Below are 20,145 nucleotides of genomic sequence, written 5' to 3' on the forward strand. Positions count from 1 at the left end.
ATTCCAAACCACAGGGGTTATCATGAAAAGACTAGCATTCGCATTTGCCGCTTCGGCAGCTGCCATTTTGAGCGTCGGCTCGTCCGCACAGGCCGCCGACAAGACCAAGGTCTGCTTCGTCTACGTCGGCTCGCATACCGACGGCGGCTACTCGCAGGCGCACGACCTCGGCCGCCAGCAGATCCAGAAGGAATTCGGCGACAAGATCGACACGCCGTACCTCGAAAACGTTCCCGAAGGCCCGGATGCAGAGCGCGCCATCGAGCGTCTCGCCCGCTCCGGCTGCAAGCTGATCTTCACCACCTCTTTCGGCTTCATGGACGCCACCGTCAAGGTTGCCGCCAAGTTCCCGGATGTGAAGTTCGAGCACGGCACCGGCTACAAGTCCGGCCCGAACCTTGCGACCTACAACTCGCGCTTCTACGAAGGTCGCTACATTCTCGGCCAGATCGCCGCCAAGACCTCGAAGAACCACGGCGCTGCCTACATCGCCTCCTTCCCGATTCCGGAAGTGGTCATGGGCATCAACTCCTTCGAGCAGGGCGCGAAGTCGATCGATCCTGATTTCAAGCTCAAGGTCATCTGGGTGAACACCTGGTTCGACCCGGGCAAGGAAGCCGACGCCGCCAAGGCCATGGTTGACCAGGGCGTCGACGTGCTGACGCAGCACACCGACACGACGGCCCCGATGCAGGTTGCCGAAGAGCGCGGCATCCACGCATTCGGCCAGGCTTCCGACATGATCGCTGCCGGCCCGAAGGCGCAGCTGACGGCCATCGTCGACACCTGGGGTAACTACTACTCCAAGCGCGTTCACGCGCTGCTCGACGGCACCTGGAAGTCCGAGCAGAGCTGGGACGGCCTGAAGGACGGCATCCTCAAGATGGCCGACTACACCAACATGCCTGACGACGTGAAGAAGATGGCGCAGGATACCGAAGCCAAGATCAAGTCGGGCGAGATTCACCCTTTCACCGGCCCGATCAACAAGCAGGACGGCACGCCGTGGCTGAAGGCTGGCGAGAAGGCTGATGATGCCACGCTGCTCGGCATGAACTTCTACGTCGAAGGCGTGGATGACAAGCTGCCGAAGTGAGCATTTCTCACTGTTAGCACATGCGAAAGGGCGCTCGTTTCGGGCGCCCTTTTTTGCTGCGTTGCATACCAGAAAGTGCATTTACAAAAGTAATACTATATGATTTTCCTAGTGCGTGCCGCGGGAGGCGGCTTTTGGAGGAAATCATGAAATTCAAGACAGCACTCATGAGTGCCACGGTTTTTGCTGCCTGCATGTTCGGCTCTGCACAGGCCGCCGAACTGGTTGTCGGCTTCTCGCAGATCGGCTCGGAATCGGGCTGGCGCGCTGCTGAGACGACCGTCACCAAGGAAGAGGCCAAGAAGCGCGGCATCGACCTGAAGTTCGCCGATGCCCAGCAGAAGCAGGAAAACCAGATCAAGGCAATCCGCTCCTTCATCGCCCAGGGCGTCAACGCCATCCTGCTCGCCCCGGTTGTTGAAACCGGCTGGGATGCGGTTTTGAAGGAAGCCAAGGAAGCCAACATCCCGGTCATCCTGCTCGACCGTACGATCAAGGCGCCTGAGGATCTCTACCTGACGGCCGTGACCTCCGACCAGGTTCACGAAGGCAAGGTTGCCGGTGACTGGCTCGTGAAGACCGTTGCCGACAAGAAGTGCAACATCGTCGAGCTCCAGGGCACCACCGGCTCCTCGCCGGCCATCGCTCGCAAGAAGGGCTTCGAGGAAGCCATTGCCGGCAAGTCGAACTTCAAGATCGTTCGCAGCCAGACCGGCGACTTTACCCGCACCAAGGGTAAGGAAGTCATGGAAAGCTTCCTGAAGGCTGAGAACGGCGGCAAGGACATCTGCGCCCTCTACGCCCATAACGACGACATGGCTGTCGGCGGTATCCAGGCGATCAAGGAAGCCGGCCTGAAGCCGGGCAAGGACATCCTCGTCGTCTCGATCGACTCCGTTCCTGATATCTTCAAGGCAATGGAAGCCGGCGAAGCCAACGCGACCGTCGAGTTGACGCCGAACATGGCAGGCCCGGCATTCGACGCGCTCGACGCCTACCTCAAGGACAAGAAGGCTCCGGCCAAGTGGATCCAGACCGAATCGAAGCTCTACACCCAGGCTGACGATCCGAAGAAGGTCTACGAGTCCAAGAAGGGCCTCGGCTACTGATCTGACACATGAACCGCACCGGTCCATCATGGACCGGTGCGGAACTGCCGCGAACGCTGCCAGACATCATGTCGGGTTGCTATCAGGCCATGTCGGTCAATATCAGGAAAAGCCCACTTGATGATTCACAATTTCGAGAACGTCCTTGCCGCATCAGGCATATCGAAATTCTTCCCCGGAGCCGTCGCTCTCGACAAGGTCGATTTCACCCTTCGCAAGGGCGAAGTGCACGCGCTGCTGGGTGAAAACGGCGCCGGAAAATCGACGCTGATCAAGTGCATTACCGGTGCTTATCGCCGCGACGAAGGCAGCCTCACGCTTGATGGCGCCGAGATCGATCCGGCTGATACCCTTGCTGCGCAGCGGCTTGGCATCGGAACCGTGTATCAGGAGGTCAATCTCCTTTCCAATTTGAGCGTTGCAGAAAACCTGTTTCTCGGGCGTCAGCCGAAGCGCTTCGGCATGATCGACGTTTCCGCCATGAACCGCCAGGCGCGCGAGTTGCTGCGACAATATGGCATGGAGATAGACGTCACCGCGCAGCTCGATCGCTTCTCCGTCGCCGTCCAGCAGGTCGTGGCCATCGCTCGCGCCGTCGATCTCTCCGGCAAGGTGCTGATCCTCGACGAACCGACGGCAAGCCTCGACGCGCAGGAAGTGGCGATGCTCTTCGGCATCATGCGTGACCTGAAGAAACGCGGGCTAGGCATTGTTTTTATTACTCACTTCCTTGAGCAGGTCTACGACATCAGCGACCGCATCACGGTGCTGCGCAACGGCAAGCTGGTCGGCACACGCGAGAAGGCCGAGCTGCCGCGCCAGGGCCTGATCTCGATGATGCTTGGCCACGAGTTGGCACATGCCGAAGCCGCCGTGAAGGAACGCAGCGTGGCGGCCGGTCCCGTCAAATACAGTTTCGAGGGATACGGCAAGCGCGGCAAGGTGAAGCCGTTTGACCTGAACGTGCGCGTCGGCGAGGTCGTCGGCGTCGCCGGTCTTCTCGGCTCCGGGCGCACGGAAACGGCCGAGCTTCTCTTCGGTATCGAGAATGCCGATAGCGGCACCGCCAAGATCGACGGCAAGCCGGTGGCGCTTTCCAACCCGCGAGCGGCGATCCGCGCCGGTTTCGGCTTCTGCCCGGAGGATCGCAAGACCGATGGCATCATCGGCGATCTCTCGATCCGCGAAAACATCGCGCTGGCGCTGCAGGCGCGCCGAGGATGGGCGCGGCCGCTGTCTCGCGGCGAGCAGAACACGCTTGCCGACCAGTACATCAAGGCGCTCGACATCCGCACCACCGACCGCGAAAAGCCGATCCGTCTGCTGTCAGGCGGCAATCAGCAGAAGGCGATCCTCGCCCGCTGGCTGGCCACCAATCCCGACTTCCTGATCCTCGACGAGCCGACCCGCGGCATCGATGTCGGCGCCCATGCCGAGATCATAAAGCTGATCGAGGAGCTCTGCGAAAGGGGCATGTCTCTGATCGTTATTTCGTCGGAATTAGAAGAGCTTATCGCCTATAGTTCACGTATTTTGGTATTGCGGGACCGCGAGCATGTGGCGGAGTTGACGGGTGAAAACGTCAGCACGTCGCGCATCGTCCAGGCAATCGCCGCCGTGCAGAAAAAGACGGAGGACGCATGACGTCGTCACAGAAGGCGCTGCTCATCCGCCTGGCACCGCAATTGATCGCGCTAGCAGTCATATTGCTGTTGAACTTCATTATGTTCCCGCAGTTTTTTAATGTCACTATTCAAAACGGCCGGCTCTACGGCAGCTTGATCGACGTCTTGAACCGCGGCGCGCCGGTCGCGCTTCTGGCGATCGGCATGACGCTCGTGATCGCCACCAAGGGCATCGACCTCTCCGTCGGCGCGGTCATCGCCATCTGCGGCGCCGTCGCAGCGTCGTCGATCGTCTCAGGCAACTCGCTCGCCTGGACGCTGGTGCTGACGCTGCTGATCGGTCTGGCATGCGGTGTCTGGAACGGCTTCCTCGTGGCGGTGCTCAACATCCAGCCGATCATCGCCACGCTGGTGCTGATGGTTGCCGGTCGCGGCATCGCGCAGCTGATCACCGAGGGCGTGATCATGACCTTCAACGATGACGGTCTGATCTTCTTCGGCAGCGGCTCCTTCGCCTTCATGCCGATGCCCGTTGTCATCTGGCTGGTGGTCGGCGTTCTCGTCACGCTGCTCGTTCGCCGCACCGCGCTCGGCATGCTCGTCGAGGCAACCGGCATCAATCGCCGCGCAAGCACGCTGTCCGGCGTCCGCACGCCGGTGCTCCTGATGGCTGTCTACATGCTGAGCGGGCTGTGCGCCGCGATCGCCGGCATCATCGTCGCCGCCGACATCAAGGGTGCCGACGCCAACAATGCCGGGCTCTGGCTCGAGCTCGACGCGATCCTCGCGGTCGTCGTCGGCGGCAACTCGCTGCTCGGCGGTCGCTTCAGCATCGTCGGCTCGCTGATCGGCGCGATGATCATCCAGGCAGTCAACACCGGCATCCTGCTCTCGGGCTTCCCGCCGGAGTTCAACCTGATCATCAAGGCGTTGATTGTTCTGGTCATCCTGGTGATCCAGTCGCCGGCCGTGCAATCGGCAGCCGTCTTTATGGGGCGTCGCTCCGGCCCGAGAGGGGAACTGCAGAAATGAATTCGAAATACCTGCCGCTTCTCGCGACAATCGTGATCTTCATCCTCTCCTATGCTGTCTGCGCCATGCAGTATCCGAGCATGCTGTCGACGCGCGTGGTCGGCAACCTCTTGACCGACAACGCCTTCCTCGGCATTGCCGCCGTCGGCATGACCTTCGTGATCATCTCGGGTGGTATCGACCTCTCGATCGGCTCGGTCATCGCCTTCACCGGCGTGTTTCTCGCCGTCATTCTGCAGAACACCGGCATCCATCCGCTGGTCGCCTTCGCGCTGGTGCTTGTCATCACCACCGCTTTCGGGGCGGCGATGGGCGCCGTGATCCATTATCTGCAGATGCCGGCCTTCATCGTTACGCTTGCTGGCATGTTCCTCGCGCGGGGCATGGCCTTCGTGCTCTCCATCGACAGCATCCCGATCGGCCACGATTATTACAACACGCTGTCAGGCCTCTATTACAAGCTGCCGGGCGGCGGCCGACTCACTTTGATCGGCGCCGTGATGCTCCTGGTCTTCGCCGTCGGCATCTTCATCGCCCACCGCACCCGCTTCGGCACCAACGTTTACGCGCTTGGCGGCGGGGCGCACACGGCGCAGTTGATGGGTGTGCCGGTTGGTCGCACCACAATTCAGATTTATGCGCTTTCCGGCTTCCTTGCCGGCCTGTCCGGAATCGTTTTTTCCCTTTATACGTCCGCCGGCTACTCGTTGGCGGCCGTCGGTGTCGAGCTCGATGCCATCGCGGCGGTTGTCATTGGGGGCACTTTGCTGACGGGTGGAGCGGGATTTGTAGCGGGGACCTTTATCGGGCTCCTGATACAAGGGTTGATTCAGACCTACATCACCTTCGATGGAACACTCTCCAGTTGGTGGACGAAGATACTGATCGGCCTGCTGCTTTTTGCATTCATCCTGATGCAGAAGGCCATCCTGTTCCTCTCGAGTTTGAACAAGAGGTATGCCTGACGGGGGTCGTGGCTTGCGCAATAGAATTCTGGACACCGGGAAGACACAACGCCGATCTCGCACCAGCCACGCACAGGTGGTGGACGAACTCGGCCGCTCCATCGTCGCCGGCACCTATCCTGTCGGGAGCATTCTCCCCGGCGATATCGAGCTTGCGCAGCGCTTCAAGGTGTCCCGCACAGTTCTTCGCGAAACGATGAAGACGCTGGCCGCCAAGGGCATGATCGTCGCCAAGGCGCGCGTCGGCACCCGGGTCACCGAAAAGAGCCAGTGGAACATGTTCGACAGCGAGGTGATCGCCTGGCACTTCGATGACGACGTGACCGAGGAGTTCCTGCTGCAGCTTTACGATATCCGGCTGGCCGTCGAACCCTTCGCGGCTGGTCTGGCGGCCGAGCGGGCAACACCTGAGGAGATCGCGCTTTTGACCGATCTCGCCAAGGAGATGGCGGCGCCCGATCATACGACCGAGAGCCTCGCGATGGCCGATCTCGAATTCCACCTCGCCGTCGCTGACGCCGCGCACAATCCTTTCATGCATACGCTCGGAAGCCTGATAGAGGCCGCACTCGTCGGCATGTTCCGCATCAGCACGCCGCCCTCACAGAACGGCTTCTCGAACATCGCCGAAACACACATGCGCATCGTCAAGGCGATCGCGGCGGGCGATGTGCCGGCGGCGCGTTCAGCGATGGAGGCGGTCATCGTCGAGGGCCGCGATCATGTGCATGACGCCTATGCCGGAATGACCAGGGTATCGGCCTAATCCTTTTTTGATCTTTGTTCCGTTATCGAGTTGCTGCTATGAGGCGGCAACGCGCCTGTAACGGATTCTTGGGAGCAGACCATGGAACGCACTTGTCTTGCCGTCATTCTCGCCGCGGGTGACAGCACGCGCATGAAATCGTCGAAGTCGAAGGTTCTCCACCCGGTGGCCAACCGCCCGATGATCGCCCATGTCGTCGAAGCCGTGGCGAAGACCGATATCGGCGCCGTGGCACTCGTGGTCGGCCGCGATGCGGATGAGGTCGCCAAGGCTGCTGCTGTCGGCGGTGTCGAGATCGAGGCCTATCTCCAGAAGGAACGCCTCGGCACCGGCCATGCGGTGCTTGCAGCACGCGAAGCCATTGCGCGCGGCTATGACGACGTCATCGTCACCTACGGCGACGTTCCCTTGCAGACGGAAGCGCCGCTGAAGGCCGCACGCCAGGCGCTGGCAGATGGCAGCGATATCGTCGTCATCGGCTTCCACACCGAAAAGCCGACCGGCTACGGCCGTCTGCTGGTCAAGGACGGGGAGCTGATCGCCATCCGCGAAGAGAAGGACGCGACCGACGCCGAGCGCGCCGTCACCTGGTGCAACAGCGGTCTGATGGCCATCAACGGTCGCAAGGCGCTGGAGCTTCTGGCTCTGATCGGCAACAATAATGCCAAGGGCGAGTATTATCTGACCGATCTCGTCGAGATCGCCCGCTCGCAGGGCGGTCGCGTCACTGCGGTCGATGCCCCCGAGGTCGAAATGACCGGCACCAACAACCGCGCCGAGCTCGCCGTCATCGAGCGGCTGTGGCAGGAGCGCCGTCGCCACGAGTTGATGATCTCGGGCGTCACCATGATCGCTCCCGAAACCGTCTTCCTATCCTTTGACACCGTCATCGGCCAGGATGCGTTGATCGAACCGAACGTCGTCTTCGGCCCCGGCGTGGTGATTGATGGCGGCGCCATCATCCATGCCTTCTCGCATATCGAGGGCGCGCATGTCAGCGCCGGTGCCACGGTCGGTCCGTTTGCCCGCCTGCGGCCGGGTGCGGATCTCGCCGAGGGATCGAAAGTCGGCAATTTTTGCGAGCTGAAGAACGGCAAGGTCGGCGAGGGCGCCAAGGTCAACCATCTGACCTATATCGGCGACGCCCGCATTGGCGCCGGCGCCAATATCGGCGCGGGCACGATCACCTGCAATTACGACGGCGTCAACAAGAGCGAAACGATCATCGGCGCAAACGCTTTCGTCGGATCGAACTCCTCGCTCGTGGCACCCGTCAGCATCGGCGACAACGCCTACATCGCCTCAGGCAGCGTCATCACCAATGACGTTCCGGCCGACGCGCTTGCCTTCGGACGCGCGCGCCAGGAGATCAAGCCCGGCCGCGCCAAGATCCTGCGCGAACTGGCGCTTGCGAAGAAGGCCGCCAAGAAGGCGAAGGGCTGATTGTCTTCGTAACGCGCGGTCACCGAAAGTGACCGCCGGGCCGATTGAGTAAAAAGTGAAAATTGTTACGACTGCCTGCAATTGATTGCTGGCTCTGGGGATTTCTTTATGTGTGGTATTGTTGGTATCGTTGGTAACAGCCCTGTGGCGGTGCGTCTGGTCGATGCGCTGAAGCGGCTTGAATATCGCGGTTATGATTCGGCCGGCGTTGCCACCATCCACGATGGCGCCATGGACCGCCGCCGCGCCGAAGGCAAACTCTTCAATCTCGAAAAGCGCCTCGATGCCGAGCCGCTGCCCGGCACGACTGGCATCGCCCACACCCGCTGGGCAACGCATGGCGTCCCCAATGAGACCAACGCCCACCCGCATTTCGTCAAGGGCGTTGCCGTCGTTCACAACGGCATCATCGAGAACTTCTCCGAACTGCGCGACGAACTGACCGCCGAAGGCGCCGTCTTCGAAACGCAGACCGACACCGAAGTCGTGGCCCATCTGGTCGCCAAGTATCTCGGTGAGGGCCTCGAGCCGCGCGCAGCGATGATGAAGATGCTGAACCGCGTCACCGGCGCCTATGCGCTGGCAGTCATGCTGCAGAAGGACCCCGACACGATCATGGCGGCCCGCTCCGGTCCGCCGCTCGCTGTCGGCTACGGCAAGGGCGAGATGTTCCTGGGCTCCGACGCCATCGCGCTGTCGCCCTTTACCAGCGAGATCACCTATCTCGTCGACGGCGACTGGGCGGTTCTGACCAAGGACGGCGCGACCATCCTCGATTTCGACGGCAACGAAGTCTCGCGCCCGCGCCAGATCTCGCAGACGACGGCTTACGTGGTCGACAAGGGTAACCACCGCCACTTCATGGAAAAGGAAATCTACGAGCAGCCGGAGGTCATCTCCCACGCGCTCAGCCAGTATGTGGATTTTGCCAGCAACACGATCAGCGCCAACGCGGCGGCGATCGATTTCAAGTCGGTGACCGGTCTCGCCATCTCCGCCTGCGGCACCGCCTATCTCGCCGGTCTCGTCGGCAAATACTGGTTCGAGCGCTATGCGCGTCTGCCAGTCGAGATCGACGTCGCCTCCGAGTTCCGCTACCGCGAAATGCCGCTGTCGCCGACGCAGGCAGCACTCTTCATCTCGCAGTCGGGCGAGACCGCCGATACGCTGGCTTCGCTGCGTTACTGCAAGGACAACGGCCTGAAAATCGGCGCCGTCGTCAATGTCAAGGAATCGACGATCGCCCGTGAATCGGATGCGATCTTCCCGATCATGGCAGGCCCTGAAATCGGCGTCGCCTCCACCAAGGCCTTCACCTGCCAGCTCGCCGTCCTGGCATCGCTGGCATTGGGCGCCGGCAAGGCGAGGGGCACGATCGGCCCGGATCAGGAAAAGGAGTTGGTGCGCCATCTCGCCGAGATGCCGCGCATCATGAGTCGCGTGCTCAACGCCATCCAGCCGCAGATGGAAACCCTGTCGCGCGAGCTGTCGAAGTGCAAGGACGTGCTCTATCTCGGCCGCGGCACCAGCTATCCGCTCGCCATGGAAGGCGCGCTGAAGCTCAAGGAAATCTCCTATATCCACGCCGAAGGATATGCGGCCGGCGAGTTGAAGCACGGCCCGATCGCGCTGATCGATGAAAACATGCCCGTCATCGTCATCGCGCCCTACGACCGCTTCTTCGAAAAGACCGTGTCGAACATGCAGGAAGTGGCAGCCCGCGGCGGTCGTATCATCTTCATCACCGATGAAGCGGGTGTCGCCCACTCCAAGCTGCCGACCATGGCGACGATCGTTCTTCCCAACGTCGACGAGATCATCGCGCCGATGATCTTCTCGCTGCCGATCCAGCTTCTGGCCTATCACACGGCGGTCTTTATGGGCACCGATGTGGATCAACCGCGCAATCTTGCCAAGTCGGTCACGGTCGAGTGAGTCCGGCCGACCGAGGCTTGTGCGGGGCGGCGAATTCTGGCAGTTTTTGGCACGGAAAGCACGGGGGCACTGATTTCCGATCGCAGCTAAACTCAACGGAGTTCGTCGGCATACGATGACGGAAAAACTGCCCCGATTGTCGGTCGCATCGCGCATCAGAAATAACTTTCTGGCGGGCATTATCATCTGCGCGCCGATCGCCATCACGCTGTGGCTGACATGGTCAGTGGTGCGCTGGGCCGATAGCTGGGTGAAGCCCTATCTTCCGGCGCGCTACGACCCCGACAACTACCTGAATTTCGCCGTTCCGGGCTCCGGCCTGCTGATTGGCCTGATCATCATCACCATCATCGGCTTTCTCGGCAAGAACCTGATCGGCCAGCAGATCGTGATGTTCAGCGAGTCGCTCGTGCGCCGCGTGCCGCTGGTGCGTGTCATCTACAAGAGCGTCAAGCAGATCTTCGAGACGGTGCTGAAGGAGCGCAGCAACTCCTTCAAGAAGGTCGGGCTGATCGAGTATCCGAGCCAGGGCCTCTGGGCGATGGTCTTCATCGCGACGGATGCGAAGGGCGAGATTGCCTCGAAGTTCAACGCCATGGGCCACGACATGGTCAGCGTCTTCCTGCCGCCGACCCCGGTGCCGACGGCTGGTTTCCTGATTTTCGTGCCACGCGAGAAGATCGTGCTGCTCGACATGTCGCCGGAAGACGCCGCGAAGCTTCTGATCTCGGGTGGTCTCGTGACGCCGGAAGAACTGGCCTCGCAGATCGCCGCGCCTGAGCCAGCACGTAAGCCGCTGCCGGCACCGGTCGAGATGTAATTCAGCCGGCTCAGCCGCCGTCCTTCTCCCACTTCTTCACCAATCGGTCGCGCTTCAGCTTCGACAGTCGCTGCAGCCAGAAAATCCCGCCGAGCTGGTCGATCTCATGCTGGATGCAGATGGCAAGAAAGCCCTCCGCGTCCTCCTCGTGCGTGTGTCCATCGACATCCTGATAGCGAAACCGGATCGCGTTCGGACGGATCACCTCGTCGGTCGATCCAGGCATCGAGACGCTGCCCTCGGTATTGCGGCTGGTGTCCTGGGATGCGCTGATGATCTCGGGATTGACGTAAACCCGCACCCCATCCTCGCGGCTAAGCTCAATGACGGTCACGCGCTCGAACACGCCGATATGCGCAGCGGTGATCCCAACGCCTGGGGCCGCACGCATCGTGTCGAGCAGATCGGCGACAAGCGTGCGCAGGGTGTCGTCGAAGGCTGTCACCGGTGCGCAAGGCGTTTTCAGGCCGGGGTGAGGGAAGCGTAGAATGGCGCGGACGGTCACGAAAACCTCTCCTGATTTCAGATGCGCCGAAACTATCTTCCGACTGGCGAATTGTCATCCGTATGAACGGTTTAACGCTGGACGTTCCCATGTCTTTCGGCTAGCACGGGTTGAATTCCGGCGTATCGAAGCGTTCTAAACTTCGAAAGAGATGCGAGGGCGGCAAAGATGACGAACGACGCAGAAGAGCTCGTCCGCACGCGTCCGGAGGACAGCGAAGCCGACCTCTACGACGAGAACGGAAACGTCCGCAGCGACTTCCTGGCTCTTGTCGGTGCGGCCATCGCCGATCGCGATACGATCTTCCTCAGACAGCACGTCGCGCGCCTCCACGAATCGGAATTGGGCGATCTGCTGGAATCGATCCAGCCCGATCAGCGCCTGGCGCTCGTTCGCCTGCTCGGCGACCAGTTCGACATGACGGCGCTGACGGAGGTCGACGAGGCGATCCGCCGCGAGATCGTCGACCAGATGCCGAACGAGCAGATCGCAGCCGCGATCGGCGAGCTCGATTCGGACGACGCCGTCTACATTCTGGAAGATCTCGACCAGGAAGACCGCGACGAGATCCTGGCGCAGCTGCCGTTCACCGAGCGCGTTCGCCTGCGCCGGGCGCTTGATTATCCCGAGAGCTCCGCCGGCCGCCGCATGCAGACGGAGTTCGTCGCCGTGCCGCCGTTTTGGACGGTCGGCCAGACGATCGACTACATGCGCGACGAGGAGAACCTGCCGGATTCCTTCTCGCAGATCTTCGTCATCGACCCGACGTTCAAGCTGCTCGGCGCCATCGATCTCGACAAGATCCTGCGCACCAAGCGGCAGAACAAGATCGAAACGATCATGCGCGAGACCAACCACCCGATCCCGGCCGAAATGGACCAGGAAGAGGCGGCGCAGCTCTTCGAGCAATACGACCTTCTCTCCGCCGCCGTCGTTGATGAGAACGACCGGTTGGTCGGTGTGCTCACCATCGACGACGTCGTCGACGTCATCCACGAAGAGGCCGATGAAGACATCAAGCGCCTCGGCGGTGTCGGCGATGAAGAGCTGTCGGACAACGTCTTCTCGACGGTGAAGTCCCGCTTCCTGTGGCTGGTGATCAATCTCGGCACAGCACTTCTATCGGCCAGCGTCATCGGCCTGTTCGATGGCTCGATCGAAAAGATGATCGCGCTCGCCGTGCTGATGCCGATCGTCGCCTCCATGGGCGGCAATGCCGGTACGCAGACGATGACCGTGACCGTGCGCGCTCTCGCGACCGGCGATCTCGATATATACAATGCCGGCCGCGTCATCCGAAGGGAAGTGGCGGTCGGCCTTGCCAATGGCGCCATGTTCTCGGTGATCATGGGCACCATCGCGGCCACTTGGTTTCATGACTACCAGCTTGGCTTCGTCATCGGCTCGGCGATGATCATCAATCTCTTCGCAGCCGCCGTCGCCGGCATTCTTTTGCCGTTGTTGCTCGATAAGGTCGGCGCCGATCCCGCCATCGCCTCGTCGGTTTTCGTGACCACGGTCACCGATTGCACCGGCTTCTTCGCTTTTCTGGGGATCGCCACCTGGTGGTTTGGCATATAGGCAACTCGCAACCGGGTTGCACAAATTGACTATTACGTAAAAGTCAATATTATGGGTTCCTGAATATCGAGGGATCCATGCCGGTTAGCAAATATTACAGCATCACGGAGTTGACGCGCGAATTCGGAGTTTCGACGCGCACGCTTCGCTTTTATGAAGACGAAGGCCTCATTCATCCGGAGCGTCGTGGCCGCACGCGGCTGTTTCGCCCGACCGATCGGCGTCTGATCCAGGAGATCCTGCGCGGTCGCCGCATCGGCTTCACCATCGCCGAAATTCGCGAGATCATTCAGGTCTACAAGGAGCCGCCGGGCGAGCTCGGACAGCTGAAGCTGTTGATGAAGCGCGTCGACGAGAAGCGCGAGGACCTGCGCCAGAAGCGCAAGGATATCGACGACACTCTGGCCGAACTCGACAATATCGAAGAATCCTGCCTCGGCCGCCTCGCAGAAATCGGCGTAGGTACGTGATCAGCCCAGGCGCCCCTTATTGGGGCGCTGCGCTGCATTCGCTGGCAAGGCTGAGGATGCGACCATCATCGGCCTTGACCTCGCCGGATTGAAACGGCGTGAACAGCTTCTGCTCCTGAAGTTTATCGAGCGTGCACTGGCAGAAGCTGCGGCACAGCGCTTCGCCTTCCTGCAGGCTGCAGGACGTGTTGCATTGCTGCAGGTAGGTCTGCACGGGATCGGGCTTGGCCGGCGGCACGATGTAAGCGAGCGCGAACGCGATCGAGATCAGCACCGGCTGGTGGATCAGATAGAAGGCGAGGCTGTGTCGGCCTAGCTTGGCGAGCAGGCTTGATCCAGTCCCTAGACCGGCGAGCTTGGCCGGAAGCCCCGTTCTGAGTGCGATGGCAGCACTCGTCAGCCCGAGCAGAAACGGCACCATCCACGGAAACAGCGGAACATAATCGTTGGAGCGCTGCGGCATTTCCGCAAAGCCGATCCAGGCCAGATAACGCGGATCGAAGAACGGCGAGCGCAGGATACCCGGCGATACCCACGTATCGGCGATCCAGCCGGCGACGGCCAACACGGTGACGGCGACGATCGCGGGCAGGGGCAGCCGCAACAGCAGCACGCCGACCACGCTCAGCACGGCGATGCAGTGCAGGATCCCGAAGAAGATCCATTCTCCCGGCATGAAGAAATAAGTAGCCACGGAGATGGCCACCGACGCGGCGGCGATCATCGCGAACCGCTTCCAGAACGAAGTCCAGCGCGTCTCCGGCGTATTGGCAAGCACCAGGCTGACGCCGACGATGAACAGGAAGGTTGAGGCGATGGCGCGGGCATAGAGCTTCAGCCAGCCGGTCTCGGCGGTGCCCGGCGTGAGATAGCCGACGAATTCCATGTCCCAGGTGAAATGATAGGTTGCCATCGCGACCAGCGCCGCGCCACGCAGCGTGTCGAGCAGGCCGATGCGCGGCGGCTTTGGCGCCGCTGCGGTCTCCGTCGCCGGAACAGTCATTCACAATCCCCCAGATGAGTCGTTTCCGTCGGCCGACGGATTGCTGCGGGGAATAGGAGAAAGGTGGAGATTTGATGACGGCTCGCGATCCATGATCGCCAGCCGCGCCTCCGAGAAGAACTGCCGCCGCGTCAGGACGACGATGACGATCGTGGTCGTCGCCATGAAGACGTAAGGGTTGATGAACCAGCCGAGATAGCCGATCGACAGGAAGATCGCCCTGAGCCCCTCGTTAAAGTGGCCGCCGGCGATGATGTTCATGCGGATGACGCGCTCGGCCGCCCGTTCCGCCGCCAGAACGTCGTTTTCGGTGTCGCGCATCATCGGGATGCCGCCGAACAGGATCGTGCAGTAGTTGAAGAGGCGATAGGACCAGCCGAACTTGAAGAAGGCATAGCCGAACAGTGCCGCCAGGCCGCCGACCTTCATCTCGAACACCGCATGCCCGCTATGCAGCACCAGCGGCAGATCTGCGAACACCGCATCGACCTTCTCCGTCGCGCCAAGCAGCGCGAAGCAGCTGCCGACGGCGAAGATCGAGGTGGAGGCGAAGAAGGCCGTGCCGTTCTGCAGGCCGGCCATGATCTGCGTATCGATCATCTTCAGGTCGCGGCGCAGGGAATTGTAGATCCATTCACGCCGCCGCTCGATCATGGCATGCGTGAGACTGGTGCGGCCGAAGAGGCTGGCGCTGCGCAACAGACGCGCATAACCGAACCACATGAGCGCGAAGAAGCACAGGGCGATGTAATCTGGTGTCGTCATCATTATATTGATTCAGTCCCTCTCCACGCGCCCACTCTATAGATAGAAGCGCTGACCGCAACAACGGGCGGACATGGAACCTTTCATAGGATGATGTCGCACGCGTGAAATGCTATGTCGGGGAACCGAACGGATCGCAGGCTGCGCTGGCGTAGCCTGAATTAGTAAAATCTCAACAGGACGCACACATGTTCCTTTCTGTTTTCGACGTATTCAAGATCGGCGTCGGCCCTTCCAGTTCCCACACGATGGGGCCGATGACAGCGGCGAACCGCTTTCTCGATCTGATTCTGTCGGATGAATGGCCGCGCCCGTCGTCGGGTGCCAATGTCGCGGCGATCAAGGTCAGCCTGCACGGCTCGCTCGCCCACACCGGTATCGGCCACGGGACGGGCAGGGCCGTCATCCTCGGCCTGATGGGCGAGCAGCCAGATAGCGTCGATCCAGACCAGATGGACGGCATCATCGACAAGGTCGAGCGCTCCGGCCGCATCACCCCGCCAGGGCATCCCGCCTATCAGTTCCAGCCGAAGACCGATCTGGTGTTCGACAAGAAGCAGCCGCTTCCGGGCCATGCCAACGGCATGTCCTTCTCCGCCTTCGACAAGGACGGCCGGATGCTCGTGCGCCGCATCTACTATTCCGTCGGCGGCGGCTTCGTCGTCACCGACACGGAACTGGAGACCATGCGTGCCAAGAAGAAGATGCCGTCGGATGGCGTCAAGGTGCCGTATCCCTTCTCCACCGCCAAGCAGATGCTCGACATGGCGGCGCGATCAGGCGTCTCGATCGCGCAGATGAAGCGCGCCAACGAGGAAAGCCAGCGCAGCCGCGAGGAACTCGACGAAGGCCTCGACCGGATCTGGGAAGCGATGCGCTCCTGCATCGAACGCGGCCTCAAGGTCGACGGCATCATGCCCGGTGGCCTCAATGTCCGCCGCCGCGCTCGCTCCATCCACGACAAGCTGCAGGAAGAGTGGCGCAGCAACCGCATCAATCCGCTGCTCGCCAACGACTGGCTGAGCGTCTACGCCATGGCCGTCAATGAGGAGAACGCGGCTGGCGGCCGCGTGGTCACCGCGCCGACCAATGGCGCGGCCGGCGTCATCCCGGCGACGATCCGCTACTACGAGCACTTCCACGATGATTGGGATCAGAACGGCATCCGCGACTACCTGCTGACGGCAGCAGCCGTCGGCGGCATCATCAAGCACAACGCCTCGATCTCGGGCGCCGAAGTCGGCTGTCAGGGCGAAGTCGGCTCGGCGGCTGCCATGGCCGCAGCCGGTCTCGCGGCCGTCATGGGCGGCACGCCGGAGCAGATCGAGAACGCAGCCGAGATCGCACTGGAACACCATCTCGGCATGAGCTGCGATCCCGTTGCCGGTCTCGTGCAGGTTCCCTGCATCGAGCGCAACGCGCTGGGCGCCGTGAAGGCCGTGACAGCCGCATCGCTCGCGATCAAGGGTGATGGCCGCCACTTCGTGCCGCTCGACGCCTGCATCGAGACCATGCGCCAGACCGGCTACGACATGAGCGAGAAATACAAGGAAACCTCGACCGGCGGCCTCGCGGTCAACGTCGTGGAGTGTTGATAGGCCGGGCCGCCTATCGCTGTCTGGACGGCGTATCACACTGTGATTGGAAAACCGGCGGCTATGGGCCGCCGGTGCGTTCAAGCCGCTTGACGCTGCCGCGCAAAAGGATTTGAACGGCGACATGGCATTGCATCTTATCAAACTCTGCGTCGGCGCCGACTCGATCGACGATCTGCGCGAATGGGTGGCCGAACGTTCCTTGAGGGCGATCGCCGCCGGCATGGAACCACACTCCGTCCATACGACCCGAATGGTCCCGAAGCGCGTTGAAGAGCTGCTCGACGGTGGTTCGCTGTATTGGGTGATCAAGGGCCAGGTTCAGGCGCGGCAAAAGCTGCTGGATATCCAGAGCTTTACCGATGGCGAGGGCATTGGCCGCTGCCATCTGGTACTCGGTCCCGAGGTCATCGAAACGGCGGTACAGCCGAAGCGTGCCTTTCAGGGGTGGCGTTATTATCCGGAAGAGGATCGCCCGCGCGATCTCGATACGCTCGGCGAAGGCGTTGCCGAGATGCCCGCAGACCTGCGCCGCGAACTCTCCGAACTCGGCCTTCTCTGACGAACGCATCACGTCAGAGAAAGGCCTGTTCGTTTCGGCTCAGCGGAGCCGCATCGTCACCGGCGCCCGGCCTTCCGGGTTGGTGACGTGAAGATGGATACTTGCTTCGGGCTGCGAGTAGCGCCAGGCACGTGCGCCATGCGACAAGAGCAGATTGATCAGATCCTTGGTCTTGGCCGTCTTAGCCTTAGGCCGCGGCATGCCAATCTCGGCAAGTCGCATTGCCGCTTCGTGAAGCGGATGCAGAACCGAGCGCGGATTCTTGCCAGTCAACCGACCTTCGGCCGGAAATTCCGGAACATTCTCGTTGATCGCCATAATTATCCCCGTACGCAATACAAATCAGGTCTAGGAAGGCCGGCCCTGTCGCGAACACCGATCAAGGCCGAATTCCGGGCCGCCGCCTGAACTTGAGTAGGCGGCGGTCGTCTTCATCACTGGGCGGAGGCCCAGCACTTCACGCCGGCACGCTTCAGCGAGTTGCAGGCGTTGACAGCTTGCTTCTGGTCGTCGAAGCCACCGAAACGTGCGCGATAGCTGCCGGCATAGGCGACGGCGAAGGGCTTCGCGGAACGCAGTGCCTTGCCGCCCTTGTTCTTGGCGCCGTCGAGCAGGTCCATGGCTGCTTCGCGGCTGGCCGAGACGCCGATCTGCACGACCCAGCCTTCCGGCTGCGCCTGCTTGGTCGATGCGGTCGTGACGTTGTCGACCGAGGTATCACCCTGCTCCGGCGGAACGTAGGCGGTGGTCGGCGTGGGAACCGGAGCGGCAGCGGCCTGCTTGATCGGCTGCGTCTTCACCTTCGTCGGCTGCGGCATTTCCTGCAGAAGCGGATTGTCTGACTTGGACAACGGCGTGCCGGCATAAGCGACCTGCGCCGAGGCAACCTCGGTGCGGCTGACCGGCAGCGGATGCGTCGGCGGCAGTTCCGCGACTTCCTGCTTGGCAACGGTCACCGGAATGACGGTTTCGGACGAAATCTTCGGTGCCTGGGCAACCAGTGCGGATCCGCCGCGGGTCGAAGCCTTGGGCAGGTAGGACGCAATCAGGTTGCGCATCTGGGTGTCGCGGGCAGGCGTGGAAGCACCACCGAGAACGACGCCGACGATCGACTTGCCATCGACCTGAACCGAGCTGACGAGATTGAAGCCGGCAGCGCGGGTGTAGCCGGTCTTGATGCCGTCAACGCCGCGCACCGAACCGACGAGGCGGTTATGGCTGCGGATGATGCGGTTGCCGAACTTGAAGCTCTGCGTGGAGAAATAGCCGTAATACTGCGGGAAATGCTGGCGCAGCGCGATGCCGAGACGGGCTTGGTCGCGTGCCGTGGTCATCTGCGCGGTGTTCGGCAGGCCGTTGGCATTGCGGTAGGTGGTGCGCGTCATGCCGAGCGCATGCGCTTTCGCAGTCATGATCTGCGCGAAGCGGTCTTCCGAACCGCCGAGCAGTTCGCCAAGCGCGGTCGAGGCGTCGTTGGCGGAAAGTGTCACGAGGCCGAGAATGGCCTGCTCGACCGAAATCGTGGCGCCCGGGCGAACGCCGAGCTTGGTCGGGGCCTGGCCGGATGCGTGAGCAGAGAAGGGAACGGCGCTATCGAGACGGATGCGGCCCTGTTCGAGCGCTTCGAACGTCAGATAGAGCGTCATCATCTTGGTCAGCGAAGCCGGATACTGCAAGCGATCGGCGTTTTCGCTGTAGAGGACATTGCCGGTATTGGCGTCGACGACGATGCCGGCATACTTCGAATTGGCAGCTTCCGCGTCGGAATTGACCGTATCCAGACCGAGCAAACCGACTGCCATGGACAGCGCAACGATCGCCTTGATCAGGAAATTGCTGGAGCGGGACGGGGAAGCGGAAGAAGCTGACCTTGACACTATTTCACTCTTTGCTTGGCTTGCAGTTTAGAAGAATCGGGACCGCGCTTCGCCCGCACGATCAACCTCATTGAAGGTAGCTCTTCGGGGTTACCAATCCGTTTATGATTAATCGTTTGTTTCACCGTTTCGGACCATTCTACCTGGATGTCGCGGAACGGTTCACGAGGCGCGTTTCCACAAATTGGGCAATAGCGGCATCAATATGTTCCCACTCCACCAAATGACGGCTGGAGAAGCGGTAGAGCACACTTAAATCGCGCCCGACCTTGATATCGCGCTGGCAGTCGCCGCTGGTCGTCTGCTCGGGGCTCGCCGGCAGCAGGCATCGCACGACGTAATCGGGACCACCCTTGCGCGGCGCCGTCAGCAGCACTTCATCGCCATAGCCGGTATCGGCCCGAAGCTTGTGAAGCGTCATGCCGTTGGCGAACGGCTGCGGGGTCGGGTCGATCAGATGCGAGTAGATCGGCTCGAATCGGCCCGACATGTCGCGCGACATGGTCGCCTGCGTGACCTGCAGGAAAATCAGGTCCGGGGACTTTGCGATATCGTCGAAGCGATCGCGGTTTTCGCTCGAATAACCCTGCATTTGCGGCCAAGCGAGATAGAGGTCGGCGCGCTCGGTGGTGCCGCTGTGCCGCTGGCTGGGAAAGCGAATCGTGTTTTCCTGGAGCCGCAGCGTGTCCTGGCCGATCGTCAGCGTCACCGGCGCCGTGCTGTCGGTATTTCCGGCGAGCGAGACGCGCGCGCCAAACCATCGGCCGCCAACGCTGATAGCAACGGTAAGCACCGCCAGAAGCGCGATGACAATAGTTGTGCGGATGAGAAAGCCAGTCGACAGGAGAGGGGATTCCTCGACCTCTGTGGAGCTCTGAATGGCCTGGCGCATGACGGCTTTCGAATATCTGACCGTCGCAGGAAAAACGTGAGCCGCCGGTGTCGCTGATCTATGAGGAGATGATCGGACTTGCGTGGTTAATTAATCGTTAAGCG

19 protein-coding genes are annotated in these 20,145 nt (G+C 61.5%); 13 read left to right on the plus strand and 6 right to left on the minus strand.

Features of this window, described 5'->3' with window-relative positions; translation table 11 throughout:
• Positions 1-22 precede the first annotated feature (22 nt).
• The 9 genes from B3605_RS03815 (at position 23) to B3605_RS03855 (ending at position 10,791) form a co-directional block, all read left to right on the plus strand.
• Positions 23-1,096 carry a BMP family ABC transporter substrate-binding protein gene (locus B3605_RS03815; protein ID WP_047510350.1) on the plus strand — a complete coding sequence of 358 codons (1,074 nt, stop codon included), beginning with the start codon at positions 23-25 and terminating at the stop codon, positions 1,094-1,096.
• Positions 1,097-1,242: 146 nt separating this feature from the next.
• A complete protein-coding gene (gene ytfQ / locus B3605_RS03820; RefSeq protein WP_112945640.1) occupies positions 1,243-2,205 on the plus strand; it encodes a galactofuranose ABC transporter, galactofuranose-binding protein YtfQ in 963 nt (320 codons plus the stop codon).
• Between the two features lie 120 nt (positions 2,206-2,325).
• Positions 2,326-3,849 carry a galactofuranose ABC transporter, ATP-binding protein YtfR gene (ytfR, locus tag B3605_RS03825; RefSeq protein WP_112945639.1) on the plus strand — a complete coding sequence of 508 codons (1,524 nt, stop codon included), beginning with the start codon at positions 2,326-2,328 and terminating at the stop codon, positions 3,847-3,849.
• Entirely contained in the window at positions 3,846-4,862 is a 1,017-nt protein-coding gene (locus B3605_RS03830; protein WP_112945638.1) for an ABC transporter permease, read from the plus strand. Before ytfR ends, B3605_RS03830 begins: the two co-directional genes overlap by 4 nt.
• Positions 4,859-5,827 (plus strand): galactofuranose ABC transporter, permease protein YjfF, encoded by a 969-nt coding sequence (yjfF, locus tag B3605_RS03835; RefSeq protein WP_112945637.1) that lies wholly within the window; start codon positions 4,859-4,861, stop codon positions 5,825-5,827. Before B3605_RS03830 ends, yjfF begins: the two co-directional genes overlap by 4 nt.
• Positions 5,820-6,593 carry a FadR/GntR family transcriptional regulator gene (locus B3605_RS03840; RefSeq protein ID WP_414706945.1) on the plus strand — a complete coding sequence of 258 codons (774 nt, stop codon included), beginning with the start codon at positions 5,820-5,822 and terminating at the stop codon, positions 6,591-6,593. The genes yjfF and B3605_RS03840 overlap by 8 nt, the downstream gene beginning before the upstream one ends.
• Positions 6,594-6,674: 81 nt before the next feature.
• A complete protein-coding gene (gene glmU, locus B3605_RS03845) occupies positions 6,675-8,036 on the plus strand; it encodes a bifunctional UDP-N-acetylglucosamine diphosphorylase/glucosamine-1-phosphate N-acetyltransferase GlmU (protein WP_112945636.1) in 1,362 nt (453 codons plus the stop codon).
• Between the two features lie 108 nt (positions 8,037-8,144).
• Complete coding sequence (gene glmS, locus B3605_RS03850) at positions 8,145-9,971, plus strand: glutamine--fructose-6-phosphate transaminase (isomerizing) (protein WP_018899934.1); 1,827 nt, start codon at positions 8,145-8,147, stop codon at positions 9,969-9,971.
• Positions 9,972-10,086: 115 nt separating this feature from the next.
• Positions 10,087-10,791, plus strand: coding sequence for a DUF502 domain-containing protein (locus B3605_RS03855; protein ID WP_112945635.1), 705 nt, complete (start codon positions 10,087-10,089; stop codon positions 10,789-10,791).
• Between the two features lie 10 nt (positions 10,792-10,801).
• Here the strand turns inward: B3605_RS03855 and B3605_RS03860 are convergent, their stop codons facing one another.
• A complete protein-coding gene (locus B3605_RS03860; protein WP_112945634.1) occupies positions 10,802-11,296 on the minus strand; it encodes a peptide deformylase in 495 nt (164 codons plus the stop codon).
• Between the two features lie 168 nt (positions 11,297-11,464).
• Here B3605_RS03860 and mgtE point away from each other — a divergent pair, with 168 nt between their 5' ends.
• A complete protein-coding gene (gene mgtE / locus B3605_RS03865; protein ID WP_018899931.1) occupies positions 11,465-12,877 on the plus strand; it encodes a magnesium transporter in 1,413 nt (470 codons plus the stop codon).
• Positions 12,878-12,954: 77 nt separating this feature from the next.
• Entirely contained in the window at positions 12,955-13,347 is a 393-nt protein-coding gene (locus B3605_RS03870; protein ID WP_018899930.1) for a MerR family transcriptional regulator, read from the plus strand.
• Positions 13,348-13,363: 16 nt separating this feature from the next.
• Here the strand turns inward: B3605_RS03870 and B3605_RS03875 are convergent, their stop codons facing one another.
• A complete protein-coding gene (locus B3605_RS03875) occupies positions 13,364-14,350 on the minus strand; it encodes a heparan-alpha-glucosaminide N-acetyltransferase (RefSeq protein WP_112945633.1) in 987 nt (328 codons plus the stop codon).
• The gene (locus B3605_RS03880) at positions 14,351-15,115 is read right to left on the minus strand and encodes a DUF599 domain-containing protein (RefSeq protein WP_111561551.1); all 765 of its coding nucleotides are present in this window, start codon (positions 15,113-15,115) and stop codon (positions 14,351-14,353) included. It lies immediately after the preceding gene.
• Between the two features lie 188 nt (positions 15,116-15,303).
• Here B3605_RS03880 and B3605_RS03885 point away from each other — a divergent pair, with 188 nt between their 5' ends.
• Together B3605_RS03885 and B3605_RS03890 are read left to right on the plus strand one after the other, a co-directional pair.
• On the plus strand, positions 15,304-16,710 hold the full coding sequence (locus B3605_RS03885; RefSeq protein ID WP_112945632.1) for an L-serine ammonia-lyase: 1,407 nt from the start codon (positions 15,304-15,306) through the stop codon (positions 16,708-16,710).
• A gap of 124 nt (positions 16,711-16,834) precedes the next feature.
• Entirely contained in the window at positions 16,835-17,272 is a 438-nt protein-coding gene (locus B3605_RS03890; RefSeq protein ID WP_026283272.1) for a DUF1489 family protein, read from the plus strand.
• A 39-nt stretch (positions 17,273-17,311) separates the two neighbouring features.
• Here the strand turns inward: B3605_RS03890 and B3605_RS03895 are convergent, their stop codons facing one another.
• From B3605_RS03895 to B3605_RS03905, 3 genes are all read right to left on the minus strand, one after another.
• Positions 17,312-17,590 carry a hypothetical protein gene (locus tag B3605_RS03895; protein WP_018899925.1) on the minus strand — a complete coding sequence of 93 codons (279 nt, stop codon included), beginning with the start codon at positions 17,588-17,590 and terminating at the stop codon, positions 17,312-17,314.
• Between the two features lie 116 nt (positions 17,591-17,706).
• Complete coding sequence (locus B3605_RS03900; protein ID WP_296432379.1) at positions 17,707-19,149, minus strand: serine hydrolase; 1,443 nt, start codon at positions 19,147-19,149, stop codon at positions 17,707-17,709.
• A 139-nt stretch (positions 19,150-19,288) separates the two neighbouring features.
• On the minus strand, positions 19,289-20,041 hold the full coding sequence (locus B3605_RS03905; RefSeq protein WP_112945630.1) for a hypothetical protein: 753 nt from the start codon (positions 20,039-20,041) through the stop codon (positions 19,289-19,291).
• Positions 20,042-20,145 lie beyond the last annotated feature (104 nt).

Source organism: Rhizobium sp. UBA1881 (assembly GCF_002338015.1).
Lineage (GTDB): Bacteria > Pseudomonadota > Alphaproteobacteria > Rhizobiales > Rhizobiaceae > Rhizobium.